The 13,146-nt window shown below is 71.0% G+C and carries 11 protein-coding genes; 1 reads left to right on the top strand and 10 read right to left on the bottom strand.

The features are described 5' to 3' along the window. Positions 1-45 precede the first annotated feature (45 nt). The 6 genes from CA984_RS13125 to CA984_RS13100 form a co-directional block, all read right to left on the bottom strand. The gene (locus tag CA984_RS13125; protein ID WP_086571687.1) at positions 46-858 is read right to left on the bottom strand and encodes an inositol monophosphatase family protein; all 813 of its coding nucleotides are present in this window, start codon (positions 856-858) and stop codon (positions 46-48) included. A gap of 64 nt (positions 859-922) precedes the next feature. Beyond that, complete coding sequence (locus CA984_RS13120) at positions 923-1,576, bottom strand: hypothetical protein (RefSeq protein WP_086571685.1); 654 nt, start codon at positions 1,574-1,576, stop codon at positions 923-925. Then, positions 1,576-2,586: a hypothetical protein gene (locus CA984_RS13115; RefSeq protein WP_086571684.1), complete on the bottom strand. Its 1,011-nt coding sequence runs from the start codon at positions 2,584-2,586 to the stop codon at positions 1,576-1,578. Before CA984_RS13115 ends, CA984_RS13120 begins: the two co-directional genes overlap by 1 nt. A 129-nt stretch (positions 2,587-2,715) precedes the next feature. Further along, positions 2,716-3,489, bottom strand: coding sequence for a sporulation protein (locus CA984_RS13110; RefSeq protein ID WP_086571682.1), 774 nt, complete (start codon positions 3,487-3,489; stop codon positions 2,716-2,718). A 25-nt stretch (positions 3,490-3,514) separates the two neighbouring features. Beyond that, positions 3,515-4,762, bottom strand: coding sequence for an SPFH domain-containing protein (locus CA984_RS13105; protein ID WP_086571680.1), 1,248 nt, complete (start codon positions 4,760-4,762; stop codon positions 3,515-3,517). Next, positions 4,752-6,338, bottom strand: a complete 1,587-nt coding sequence (locus CA984_RS13100) for an SPFH domain-containing protein (protein WP_086571678.1) — start codon at positions 6,336-6,338, stop codon at positions 4,752-4,754. Before CA984_RS13100 ends, CA984_RS13105 begins: the two co-directional genes overlap by 11 nt. A 173-nt stretch (positions 6,339-6,511) precedes the next feature. Here CA984_RS13100 and uvrB point away from each other — a divergent pair, with 173 nt between their 5' ends. Next, positions 6,512-8,623: an excinuclease ABC subunit UvrB gene (uvrB, locus tag CA984_RS13095; RefSeq protein WP_086571676.1), complete on the top strand. Its 2,112-nt coding sequence runs from the start codon at positions 6,512-6,514 to the stop codon at positions 8,621-8,623. 403 nt (positions 8,624-9,026) lie between these two features. Here uvrB and CA984_RS13090 read toward each other — a convergent pair whose 3' ends face one another. From CA984_RS13090 to CA984_RS13075, 4 genes are all read right to left on the bottom strand, one after another. Further along, complete coding sequence (locus CA984_RS13090) at positions 9,027-9,611, bottom strand: hypothetical protein (protein ID WP_242675919.1); 585 nt, start codon at positions 9,609-9,611, stop codon at positions 9,027-9,029. 97 nt (positions 9,612-9,708) lie between these two features. Then, positions 9,709-10,299, bottom strand: a complete 591-nt coding sequence (locus CA984_RS13085) for a DUF4126 domain-containing protein (RefSeq protein ID WP_031159905.1) — start codon at positions 10,297-10,299, stop codon at positions 9,709-9,711. A gap of 332 nt (positions 10,300-10,631) precedes the next feature. Then, on the bottom strand, positions 10,632-11,792 hold the full coding sequence (locus CA984_RS13080; RefSeq protein WP_165781222.1) for a ScyD/ScyE family protein: 1,161 nt from the start codon (positions 11,790-11,792) through the stop codon (positions 10,632-10,634). Positions 11,793-11,942: 150 nt separating this feature from the next. After that, positions 11,943-13,106: an NAD(P)H-dependent flavin oxidoreductase gene (locus CA984_RS13075; RefSeq protein ID WP_086571670.1), complete on the bottom strand. Its 1,164-nt coding sequence runs from the start codon at positions 13,104-13,106 to the stop codon at positions 11,943-11,945. Positions 13,107-13,146 lie beyond the last annotated feature (40 nt).

Raw genomic sequence — 13,146 nt, 5'->3', positions numbered from 1 at the left:
GGCTGGCCGTGGTGGGCGTGACCGCGACCGTGGGCGCGCTGCTGCTCACCGCCTGACCGCCTCCAGCAGGTCCTCCTGGAGCCCCACCCGGCTCGCGACGAAGTCGTGCCCGTCCCCGGAGAGCGGGGCGCAGTCGAAGGGGGTGCCGTCGAAGGCGCTGACCACCGCTCCGGCCTCCCGCGCGATCAGCAGGCCGCCGGGCAGGTCGACGATCCCGGTCCGATAGCCGATGATCCCGTCGATGTCCCCCCGGGCGAGCATCACCCAGGCCAGCAGCGGCGCCCAGAGCCTCAGCACCCGCCGGGCACGCCTGTCCAGCCCCGCCTTCAGCGCGCAGGCCACGGCGTCGCCGCGCCGCACGCCGTACCCCTGGATCCAGGCCAGCACGGGACCGCTGCCGGTCGGCCGGTACGGCGGGGCGGTCAGCGGGCCGCCCGGACCGAGCGCGCCCCGGCCCCGGACGGCCGACCAGGTCCTGCCGGTCACCGGTTCGTGCACGACCCCCAGCTCGGGCCGCCCGTTCCGGCACAGGGCCAGGCCCACGGCGTACAGGGGCAGGCCGATCGCGACGTTGTTGGTGCCGTCGAGGGGGTCGATGAGCCAGGTCCACTCCGAGTCCGCCCCGCCCAGCTCGCCCGACTCCTCGGCGATCACCGAGTGGTCCGGGAAGGCGGTCAGCACCCGCCGCAGCAGCAGCCGCTCCGAGGCCAGGTCGAGGTCGGTGACCACGTCGCCGTCGTCGCCCTTGGGGCTGACCTCGACGACCCCCCGGGTGCCCGCGGCGATCAGCCGTCCGGCCGCCCGCGCGGCGTCGACGGCGATCCGGCGGGCGTGCTCGAGATCCGTCTCCTGAACCATGCGGTCCTCCTCGGTCGTGTCGTAGAGCGGCCACCCGGCCGGGCCGGACGGTCCGGACGTGCGGTCAGGGCAGCCGCCCCGCGAGGCGCCCGGCGGCGTGCAGCGCGGCCCGCGCGGTCTCCCGCGCGTCGCAGCGGTGGCGGGGGACGAGGTGGACGCCGAGGCCGGGCGGGCCGAGCGACAGGTCGCTGCGGCCGGGACGCCCCCGGCCCAGGGCGATCGTCGCGGCCTCCCCGCCGGGGATCACGCTGGCGTGGAACACCCCGGCGGGCAGCGTGTAGGTCTGGCCGGGGCCGTACACCTCGCTCACTCCCGGCGCGCACCGGACGGTGCGCGGGGTCGGCAGGATACGGTCGCCCTCGGCGTCGCTGAGAACCTCGAAGACCCGGTGGGTGACGCCGCCGGTGGCGTCGCCGACGTCGGCGCGCACGTTCTCCACCCGGCCGTACAGCACGTGGCTGACCAGGTCCCAGCTGTGGCAGTGGATCTGGGAGGTGGTGGTGGCGGCGCGGGGGAGCGTGCCGGACCAGATGTGCACGCACACGCCGTGCTCCTCGGTCCGCTCCAGCGGCAGGCAGAGGAAGCCGAGCGGATGACGGACACCGACGACGGGCGAGGCGCCCGAACCGATGGCCTCCAGGACCTCCCCCGCCCAGCCGGGCAGGGAGCCGCGCGGCGTGCCGCAGGTCATCTCGTCGTACAGATCCTGGTATCGCATCACAGGTACGGGTTCTTGGCCCGGAGCGCCTTTCGCGTGAGGTCGGCGACGTCCCTGTCGGTGTAGGAACGGGGGAGCGGCAGGCCGAGGGTCTCGAACAGCCTGCGCACCTCCTCGATGGTGGGCTCCTCGCTGAGCGGTACGGACCTGGCCAGCTCCACCGGGACCCGCCTGGCCTGCTCCAGGCTGGCCAGCAGTTCGGTGGTGCAGCTGTCGTAGTAGAACGAACCCCTGCGGGCGATGAGCGCCCGCCTGGGGTCCTCCCCGGTGATGATCAGCGACGACGCCGAAAGGTCCCAGCGGAACGTCGTCATCGTGGCCGACAGCCCGATGTGGATCTCCAGCAGGCCGAACCGCTGGTGGTACCAGCAGCCGGCGAGGATGGTCCCGAAGGCCTCCTTGCGGGTGCGCTCGGGCGTCCAGACCTCCCCGGTGCCGTCCGGCTCCTGCGACATCGACCGGCGGAAGCGGGCGTAGGCCTCGCAGACCCGTTCGTCGCCGGGGTCGATGATCTCCAGGCGCATCACCAGCGCGCGCCGCTCCCTGCGGGCGGCCGCCACGCACTCGGGCAGCGTCACCGCGCGCAGGTAGGTGCCGGTGCCGCCCTTGAAGATCCAGCGGTCGGTGCCGCCGCGCGCCTCGGTGTGCGCCTTGGCGATCTCCTCGGCGCCGTTGAGCACGTTCACGACCGACAGGTCCTGCAAGGCCCGCCCGGCCCCGGAGACCACGCCCTCCAGCCGCTCCAGCCGCTCCGGCAGCGCCGAGGTCATGGCGAAGCTCTCCCGCGTCGCCGTCTCGACCGGCTCCTGGCGCCAGCGGTCACGCAGGATGGCGGTGGTCAGCAGGGCCAGCACCAGCAGGGTCCCGGACTCGATGACCTGGTCCCGCAGAGCCTTGTCGATCGAGTCGTCCAGCAGGCCGACCACGCCGACGCCCGCCGCGAGCAGCAGGGCGATGAAACCGTCGGCGTTCTTACCCAGCCATGTCCCGAACCGTGCCATCCGCCCCATGCGCGCTCCGCCCGCCAGTCAGCCCCGCCGTCATGGTAGGGCCATACCCGGGTCGCACTCCAGACTCCGGCCCCGGCCCCGGCCCCGGCCGATGGCGGCGACCGGGGCGTCGGCCGTACGGGGGACGGGTCAGAACCAGCCGCGCTTCTGCGCCATCGCGTGAAGACCGGCGCGGAGCGACTGCTCGACCTGGCCCGGGTGGTCGTTGTAGCGGACCGTGAAGCGGTTGTAGGTGTCATGGCTGGAGCTCATGAAGCCGCCGCGCTTGTCGGCCTCCAGGATGACGTCCATCGCCTGCGGGCCGGCGATGAAGGTCAGTTCGAGCTCGTTGAAGTGCCGGGCGTACTCGTGGCCCGCGTAGTACTCGATCTCCTGGAAGAACGGCATCTGCGAGCCGTGCAGGGTGCCGCGCTCCAGGTCGGCCTTCTTGAAGCGGAACCCCAGGTTGTCCAGCGCGCCGAGCACGTGGTCCTGGGCGGGCAGCGGGTTGACGAACAGCGGGTCGAGGTCGCCCTTGTCCAGCGCGCCGGCCAGGGCGAGCTCGGTGGAGACGCCGAGCTGCATGCCGCGCAGCGGGTGGCCGCCGATGGCGCTGATCGGGGTCTCSCACGGGACGGGGATCTCGAAGGGGGCCGACTGGGGGGCGCCCGCYGCGAGGTGGAACGGGCCGGTGATCTGCTTGCGCAGGAAACTGTAGGTCGACTTGTACTCGTTGTCGCCGCTCTCGACCTCCACCACCGCGGTGAAGTCGATGAAGATGCCCTCGACCTTGTAGTCGGAGCCGCCGCCGCGGAAGTTGACCTGCCCGCGCAGGACCTCGCCGGGGCGGACGTTGGAGTTTTGCAGGATCGTGTCGACCTCGACGCCCGCGCCGAACGCGGCCATCAGCTTGCGGAACACCATTGGGGGACTCCTGGGGTAGAAGGTTTCAGTTGGGTTCAACGACTCGCTTGACCTGGCCGTTCCCGCTGCCGAGCTGCGGCAGGATCTGGGCCAGGAGCATGGTGGACAGCACGGAGGACTCGCCGCCCGCGCCGTCGGTGCGCACGACGACCGGGCGCGGGGCGTTCTCGGCCAGCTTGGCCCCCACGTCCAGGCGGCGGCGGGCCAGTTCGTACTGGAGCACCGCCCGGTTGTCGCGGTAGGCGTCGGCCAGCCGGCGCAGCCCCTTGGCCTCGTTCTCCGCGGAGGTGAGCTGGGCCCGGCCCTTGGCCTCGATCTCCCAGCGCACCCGCTGGGCCTCGGTCTCGTGCTCCTCCAGCATGCGGGCGACGTCCTTGCGCGCGGTGTTGGCGGCGGCCCGGACCTCGACGATGCGGGCGTCCCGCGTCTTCTTGGAGCGCTCGATCTCCATCAGCAGGGTGTCGATGCGCCGCTTGCGGGTGAGCTCCCACTCCCGCTCGAAGGCCGACAGCTCCTTGGCGACCTTCTCGCGGGTGGCCAGGTGCTGCTGGTACTGGTCGGGCAGCTGCACGTCGGGGATGTTGGCGCCGGTGATCCGCACGCCGTAGCGGCCGAGCTGGCGGGTCAGGAGCTCCTGCATGTCGCCGACGTCGGATCCGCGCAGGTCGTAGGCCCGCTCGGTGTGCACGAGGCGGCTGCGCTGGCGGATGGCGTCCTGTACGGCGCTGCTGAGCACGAGGTCGAAGTTGCCGGCGCCGATCGTCCGGACGAAGGCCACCGGGTCGATGATGCGGAACTTCAGGAAGAACTCGATCGACTTCAGCGGCACGTTCTCCGCGGTCGGGCAGGCCACGATCGGCGCGGAGTAGGGGATCTCGGTGGAGGTGTCCACGACCGCGTCCACCCGGTCCCACGGCAGCCACAGGTAGTGACGGCCCGGGGGCAGGGTGCCCACGATCGCGCCCCACCGGCTGCGCACGCCGGTGGTGCCCTCCTCGATCTCGATGATCGCCCGGCGCCACAGCCAGACCAGTGCCACGGCCAGGGACAGCACCGCGCCGAGCGCGGCCAGCCCGGAGAACACCCCGCTGGACAGCAGGGCCGTACCGGCGAGGTAGAGGGCCAGGAAGACCAGCGTCAGCCAGGCGAAGCCCCGGCGGTCCTTGGGGATGACCACCGGGACGAGCTGACCGGACTCGCCGCCGCGCAGCAGCTGGCGGATCTCCGACCAGGAGGCCAGGGATTCCTTGATCTTGGAGAACTCACTGCTCATCTCTGGCCTCTTCCTGTGCGATGGGCGCCGCGGTCTCCCGTACGGCGGGCGCCGCGGTCTCCGCGACCGGGTTGAGCAGGGCGGTGATCTCCGCCTCGCGGCCCTCGACCCGCCTGCCGATCTCGGTGATCCGTTCCCTGATCGCCGTCATGTCCGCCGCGGAGAACAGCTGCGCCTCCCGGCTGCCGACCAGCTGCCCGGCCAGGGCGAGCAGGTCGATGTCGGTCGCCTCGCCGACCTGCACCACGCGGGGCAGGTGGGAGGCCACGGACTCCAGCTTGTCGAGCAGGTCCTGCTGGAACCGGTACTCCAGGATCTCCGGCGCCTCGGCCGCGCTCAGCGCGCGGATGTCCAGCGCCTGCGCCTCCAGCAGCGCGGCGTTGGCCTTGGCGGTGGACTCCGCCTCCACCAGCCGCTGGCCCGCCTGCGCCTTCGCCTGGTGGGACGCGCGCTCCAGCGCGGTGTCCATCCGGGCCTGGTATCCGGCGATCTCGGCGTGGATGGCCGAGAGCTGCTCCTGCAGCCCGGCGAGCTCCTTGATCAGGTCGCCCTCGTTCTGCTCCTTGCGCAGCTGGAGCTCGTACTCGTAGGTGTAGGCCTCCTTGGCGACCCTGATCATCTCCGGGGCGGCCAGGTCCATCCGGTACTCCTGGCTGGACGGCTCGGCGTGGGTGATGTTGACGTCGGTGAGCCGTACGGCGGGCAGGAACTGCTGGTTGAGGTTGTCCAGCATGCCCATGGTGCTCTCCCCGACCAGGTCGTAGATGTCCTCGGCGCGCTGGGCGTAGATGAGGGAGCGGGTGACCTCGCTGATGGCGTTCTGCAGCTTGGCCTGGAAGCCGCTGACCGAGCCGAGGACGAAGATGAACTCGGCCGGGTCCTCGATCCGGAACTGCAGGAACAGGTCCACACTGGCCTTGACGCCCTGCTGGGTCGGCGCCTCGCGGATGGGGGCGTTGAAGGGGTATTCGCGGGTGGTGTTGACGATGTAGCTGACCCGCTTCCACGGGTTGAGCAGTGTCACCCTGCCCGGCTCGGCGATCTGCACGAGCTTGCCGAACTTGGTGATCAGAGCCTTGCAGCCCTCGGGCACCATCACCACGCTCCGCCGCCACCACAGGAACGCGGCGGCCAGCACCAGCACGGCCCAGTAGTGCGGGCCGAACAGCACCCGCGCGCCCTCGGGGAGGCCGGTGGCGATCAGACCGGCCAGGCCGAGCACCGCCAGCACGATCAGGGGGACGACCACCCGGGCCGTGGTGCTCTTGGGGATCACCACCGGCGAGATCACGTGGACCGCCTGGCCGTCCGGGCCGTTGCCGGTGAAGCTGCGGTTGACGATCTCGCCGGCCTCGTTCAGCGACGCGCCGCGGGCCTCGATGACCGTGCCCAGGGACGCGCCCTGGTCGCGGGCGGCCAGGAAGTCGGAGGGGTTGAGCGCGAAACCCTTCTCACCGCCCGCCTGCCCCAGCGCCTGGTTGGCCAGCTGGCCCACCACCTGCCGCGGGTCGCCTCCCTGCCCTATCGCCTGCGCGGCGGCCATCGCCGACTGCATGGCCTCTCTTGGCCGGGCCATCAAACCTCCGAGGTAGATATGTGTGGAAAGCCCGATATATCACGCTTGGTAGGCGGGCGCACGCGGAAAAGTAAAGAGCATCCGGGTTGCGATCCGCTTGCCGCCCGATTGAAACCGCCTGGCGTGACGCGGCCGGCGGAGGAATGTCGGTGGCTCCGCCTACAGTGGGTGGAGTGAGGCCGGTAACTGATTTGCAGCGCAAGGTGGCGCCCTTCGAGGTCGTCACCGACATGACCCCTTCGGGCGACCAGCCCACCGCGATCGCCGAGCTCGAACGGCGCGTCAAGGCGGGTGACAAGGACAACGTCCTGCTGGGTGCCACGGGCACCGGCAAGACCGCCACGGTCGCCTGGCTGATCGAGCGGCTGCAGCGGCCGACCCTGGTCATCCAGCCCAACAAGACGCTCGCCGCGCAGTTCGCCAACGAGCTGCGCGAGATGATGCCCAACAACGCGATCGAATACTTCGTCTCCTACTACGACTACTACCAGCCCGAGGCCTACGTCCCGCAGAGCGACACCTACATCGAGAAGGACTCCTCGATCAACGACGAGGTCGAGCGGCTGCGCCACTCGGCGACCAACTCGCTGCTGACCCGCCGCGACACGATCGTGGTGGCGTCGGTGTCGTGCATCTACGGCCTGGGCACCCCGCAGGAGTACGTCGACCGCATGACCTCGCTCAAGGTCGGGCAGGAGATCGAGCGCGACCGCCTGCTGCGCCGCCTGGTCGACATGCAGTACACCCGTAACGACCTGGCCTTCACCCGGGGCACCTTCCGGGTGCGCGGCGACACGATCGAGATCATCCCGAAGTACGAGGAGCTCGCGGTCCGCATCGAGATGTTCGGCGACGAGATCGAGAAGCTCTCCACCATGCATCCGCTGACCGGCGAGGTGATCACGGAGGACCAGGAGCTCTACATCTTCCCCGCCTCCCACTACGTCGCGGGCACCGAGCGGATGGAGAAGGCCGTCCAGGGCATCGAGGCCGAGCTGGCCCAGACCCTGGAGACGATGGAGCGGCAGGGCAAGCTCCTGGAGGCCCAGCGGCTGCGCATGCGCACCACCTACGACCTGGAGATGATGCGCCAGATCGGCACCTGCTCCGGCATCGAGAACTACTCCCGTCACATGGACGGCCGTGCGCCGGGCAGCGCCCCCAACACGCTGCTCGACTACTTCCCCGAGGACTTCCTGCTCGTCCTGGACGAGTCGCACCAGACCGTGCCGCAGATCGGCGCGATGTACGAAGGCGACGCCTCCCGCAAGCGCACGCTCGTCGAGCACGGCTTCCGCCTGCCGTCGGCGATGGACAACCGCCCGCTCAAGTGGGAGGAGTTCCTGGAGCGGATCGACCAGACCGTCTACCTGTCGGCCACCCCGGGCACCTACGAGCTGGGCCGCTCCAAGGGCGACGTGGTGGAGCAGGTCATCCGGCCGACCGGCCTGGTCGACCCGGAGGTGATCGTCAAGCCCACGAAGTCCCAGATCGACGACCTGGTCCACGAGATCAGGACCCGGACCGAGAAGGACGAGCGGGTCCTGGTCACCACGCTGACCAAGAAGATGTCCGAGGACCTCACCGACTACCTCCTGGAGCTCGGCATCCGGGTCCGCTACCTGCACAGCGAGGTCGACACCCTGCGCCGCATCGAGCTCCTGCGGGAGCTGCGGATGGGCGAGTTCGACGTCCTGGTCGGCATCAACCTGCTCCGTGAGGGCCTGGACCTGCCCGAGGTGTCGCTGGTGGCCATCCTCGACGCCGACAAGGAGGGCTTCCTCCGTTCGGAGACCTCACTGATCCAGACCATCGGCCGCGCGGCCCGTAACGTCTCCGGCCAGGTGCACATGTACGCCGACCGGATCACCCCCTCCATGGAGCGGGCGATCGAGGAGACCAACCGGCGCCGGGCCAAGCAGACGGCCTACAACGAGGCGAACGGCATCGACCCGCAGCCGCTCCGCAAGAAGATCGCCGACATCCTCGACTCGCTCAACCGCGAGGACGCCGACACCGCCCAGCTCCTCGGCGGCAGCGGCCGCCAGCAGTCGCGCGGCAAGGCCCCGGTCCCCGGCTTCGCGGTCAAGCAGGTCGGCCAGCACGCCAAGGCGATCGCGGGGGAGATGCCCCGCGCCCAGCTGGAGGCGCTGGTCGAATCGCTCACCGACCAGATGCACCAGGCCGCCACGGACCTCCAGTTCGAGGTCGCGGCCCGGCTCCGCGACGAGATCAAGGAGCTCAAGCGGGAGGTCCGAGACATGCGGGAGGCCGGAGTCTCCTGAGCACCGGAGTCCCCTGAGCAGAGCTCTCCTAAGCGCCGAAGTCTCCTGGGCAGGGGTCTCCTGGGCAGAGGTCTTCTGAGCGGGGGTCTCTTGAGCACCCGGGTCTTCTGAGCAGGGGGCTCCTGGACAGGGGTCTCTTGAGCGCCGGGATCTTCTGAGCACCCGGGATCTTCTGAGCACCGGAGTCCCCTGAACAAGGGGTCTTCTGAAGCGGAGGTCTTCTTCCCGGGCAGCCGGGCCGGAGTCTCGACCGGTTGCCCGGTTGCCCGGGGATCGGTCCCCGGGCGACCGCCCCCGCTCCTTCGTCAGCTGACGCCTGTCGGCACACGACGGAGCGCGGACCAGGCCGGCGTGCGCCGAGACGGACTCCGGGCCCGGAGGCCGGGACGCGGGATCCGGCGGTTCAGCGCTGGTCGTCGGGGCGGGCGCGGTCGACCATCGTGCGGTTGTAGAGCTCGTCGATCTGGTCCAGAGGGTCGGGGGCGCGGCGGCGCGCCTCGATCTCCAGGTCGGTGCGGCTCCGGATCTCCTCGATGCCGCCGGCCGCGTGCGCCATCTGGTCGTTGAGCAGGTCGGCGCGGATCCGGGCACAGGCCGTGGTCAGCTTGGCATGGTGCTCACGCAGCCTGCCGAGCGCGGTGTGGTCGACGTAGGCGGACACGCGGCGCTCCTGGGCGTAGACGCCGAGCTGGGCGTCGAGCTGGTCGGCGTGCGCGCCGATCTCGGCCACGAGCTGCGGCAGGTCGCCGAGCCCCCATCCGTCGCGGAGCGCGTGCTCCACCGTCTGGCGGGTCAGGGAGACCTCGCGGCGCAGGTCCAGCCGCATCCGCTCGGTCTCGGCCGCGTCGCCGGTGCCCATCGCCGCCACGTGGGAGGCGACACGGGTGCTCACCTTGCGGGCCTTCTTGGTGGCCTTCTTGCCGACCTTGACCAGCAGGTAGATCCCGGCCGCTCCCATGAGAAGGAAGAACAGGAAGATCACCAGCATGATGGTGATGAAAGTGCCGATCGAAGCCACCTCCCGGCAGGAGAGGAACGGGGTGTTTCGAGCATAGCCCGCGTACCCAGGTGGGCGCGGCCGTCGTTCAGACCGGACTCCGTCGCAGCGCGCGCCGCCGCCGTACCTTGCGGATCGCCCACCAGGCGAACAGCGCCAGTACGGCCACCGCCACGATGACCAGGACCGGCAGGAAGATCGCGATCAGGCTCATGCCGAGCGCTCCGGCGTCCTCCACCGTGCTGACCACGGGCGCGCCCACCCCGGCGGTCGAGGCGTTGACCACGGGCCGGGCGGTCGTCTTCATCACGTGTACCGCCAGCGCGATCCCGATGCCCAGCACCCAGCTCAGCCAGGGGTTGTGGCTCATCCAGGTCGAGCCGTCGAGCCGGGCCGCCGCCTCGGTGGCGCTGAACACCACGCCGCCGGAGGCCGGGCGGACCACGGTCTGGATCATGTCATTGACGCTGTCCACCACCGGGACCTTGTCAAGCACGAACTCGGCGAGCAGCAGCACGCCGATGATCCCGAGCACCCACCCGTTGGACAGCCACGCGAACTCCTGTGGCAGCCGCAGCTGATCGGTGAAGTTGGCGATCAGGCCGACCACGAGCAGGGGGATGTAGGCGTTCAGCCCCGCCGCGGTCGAGAGCCCCAGGCCTGTCAGTGCCGCGAGCATCGTGCCTCCGTTGTGTCTCGTCCCCTTCTTCAACGATTCCCGGTCACCGATGGATCCCACCGGACCGCGGCGATTGCCGAGCGCGAGAGGGCCGGGCACCGGACCCGAGGAGACGGACACAAGGGGGCCGGACCCGAGGAGACGGACACAGGGCGACGGACACGGGGAGACGGACACAGGGCGACGGACACAGGGCGACGGACACAGGGGGCCGGACACAGGGCGACGGAAGCAGGACGATGGGAAACGAGGCGACGGGTACGGGGCGACCGGCAGGCGACGACGAGGGGCGCACCCCGTACGGGACGCGCCCCTCGTGTTCCCCCTGAGAGCTACTCCGGGACGGGGACCCGGAGCACCTCGCCCTTGCCGGGCACCATGGCCTTGTTGGCCACGTAAACGGCACCGTCGGGGCCGACGGCCACGCTGAGCGGGGTGACCAGCGTGCCGGGTTTGAGAAGTTCGGTGCGGGTGCCGTCGGCCTCGATCCGGTAGACGGCGCTCTTGGTCATGCCGTCGGCGGGGATCGGCCCGACCGAGCCGAGGACGACCAGCCGGCCGGCGGCGTCGAAGGTCACGTCGGCCACCGTGGTGAAGCCCTTCGCGGCGGTGGTGACCTTGCCCCGCTCCAGGCGGAGCACCCGGGCGGCGCCTTCCGGGTTCGGGAATCCGCCGTGCTCGGCGATGTAGTGGGCCCCGTCGGGGCCCAGGGCGATGCCCATCGGCACCGACTGCATCGGGATCTTGCTGCCCTTCGGCATCTTGAGCGCCGGCGGGGCGGCCACGGACCGGGCGTGGAAGACCGCCTCGGTGCTGACACCGCCCTTCTTGCTCACCCGCAGCACGGAGTTGCCCCCGGTGTCGGCGACCAGCGCGCCGCCGCCGGGCAGCGGGGCCACCCCGAACGGGTAGGAGTCGACCGCGCTGCCCTTGTCCTTGCCGTCGGGGTTGTGCCGGGTCTCGTGGGCGACCAGGTCGGCGATGGAGATCGTCCTGCCCTTCGCGGAGAGCGTCAGCAGCGTGCCCAGGGTCTTGCCCCCGGGGCCGAGCTTGGCGCGCAGGGCCGTGTCGCCGGAGAAGCCGACCGTCACCATCAGGTCGCCCTTGTCGTTGAGCGTCACGTCGTGCGGGCCGAGCGCGAACCCGCCGCTGGCCGCCGAGGGAAGGCCTCCGATGAGCACCGAGGTCTTGCCGTCCTTGAGCGTGCTCACCCGGCCGGTCAGGCCGAGGCACATCTTCTCCGCCTTCTCGCCCTTCGGGGCGGGAGGCGTGGTGCACTTGACCTTGCCGCCGTGGCCGGACTCGGCGATGTAAAGCGTGCCGTCGGGGCCGAAGAACAGCCCGCGCGGGCTGTCGAGGCCCTTGGCGACGACCTTGGCCGTATCCTCGGCCGCGTGCGCCGTCGCGACCGGCGCGACCGCCACGGCCAGCGCCGCGATTCCCCCCGAAGCCGCCGCCAGCAGCCGGCGACCAACACGAACTCCGCTCAACACGACCCCCTCCACAACCGCTCCGCCCATCCGTCGGCGGGAGCGAACAGGGAAGAAGTTATGAGCGGCGCTTACCTGCTCACAAGGGAAATCCACCCCGATCCACCGGCCGGCGAGACGATTTCCGTCCAGCGGGTGAGGGGGCGTCCCTCCTCAGGATGACGGGGGACGGCCCGGCTGGATCCCGCCGCCGGTGACGGCCTCCAGGCGCTCCACGGCGGCGGCGAACTCCTCGATCATGTCGTAGACGACCTGACGGGCCGGTCTGACCCGGTTCATCTGGCCGACGACCTGCCCGACGAAGTAGGTGACGAGCTCCCCGGCGCCGGGGTCGCCGCTGTCGGCCGCCCGGCCGATCCTGGCCATCGCCCCCTCGGCCAGCAGCATCTGCAGCGGCATCGGCAGCGGCCCCGGGCTCTCCTGCGCGCCTTCCCACTCCTCGGTCCAGGCGGACCTCAGCTGCCGGGCGGGCTTGCCGGTCCGCGACCGGGACCGGACGGTGTCGGAGGAGGTGGCGGCCAGCATCTTGCGTTTGACCGAGGGGAGGGTCTCGGCCTCCTCCGTGGTCAGCCAGACCGAGCCGCACCACACCCCCTCGGCGCCCAGCGCGAGCGCGGCGGCGGCCTGGCGGCCGCAGGCGATGCCGCCCGCCGCCAGCACCGGGACGTCCACGGCGTCCACGACCTGGGGAACCAGCACCATCGTGGAGATCTCGCCGGTGTGCCCGCCCGCCTCCGACCCCTGCGCCACGATCACATCGGCCCCCGCGGCCACCTGGCGCCGGGCGTGCTCGACCGTTCCGACCAGCGCGGCGACCGCGACCCCGGCCTCTCGCGCCTTGGCCGCCATCTCCGGCGGAGGCGGGCCGAGCGCGCTGGCGATGAGGCCGATCGGGTGCTTGAGCGCCACGTCGACGAGGCCGGTCGCGCCCTCGGCGGTCACCCGGCGCCCCACCTCGTCGGCGTAGGTCGACATGGCCCCGGTGAACGGCTCCGGCAGGTTCACCCCGTACTTGCCGAACAGGTACGTCACGAAGTCGCGGTGCCGTTCGGGGATGAGGTCGAGGAGCCGGGCGCTCCGGTCGGCCGCCGACGCGTCGACCCCGCCGGGGACGAGGACGTCCACGCCGTACGGCCGGCCGCCGACCCGCTCGTCGATCCAGTTCAGTTCCGCGTCGAGCTGCCGGGGGGAGTAGGCGATGGCGCCGAGCACGCCCATCCCGCCCGCGTTGGTCACCGCGGCGACCACGTCGCGGCAGTGGCTGAAGGCGAAGAGGGGGAACTCGACGCCGAATCTCTCACAGATCGCGGTGCGCATGCCGTGACCGTAAATCCCAGAACCTTGTTCGGTCCAGGGG

Origin of the sequence: Streptosporangium minutum, from assembly GCF_002149035.1 — a bacterium.
Lineage (GTDB): Bacteria > Actinomycetota > Actinomycetes > Streptosporangiales > Streptosporangiaceae > Streptosporangium > Streptosporangium minutum.
Note: the sequence above shows the minus strand (reverse complement) of the source record. Positions and strands in the feature narration are given on the sequence as shown.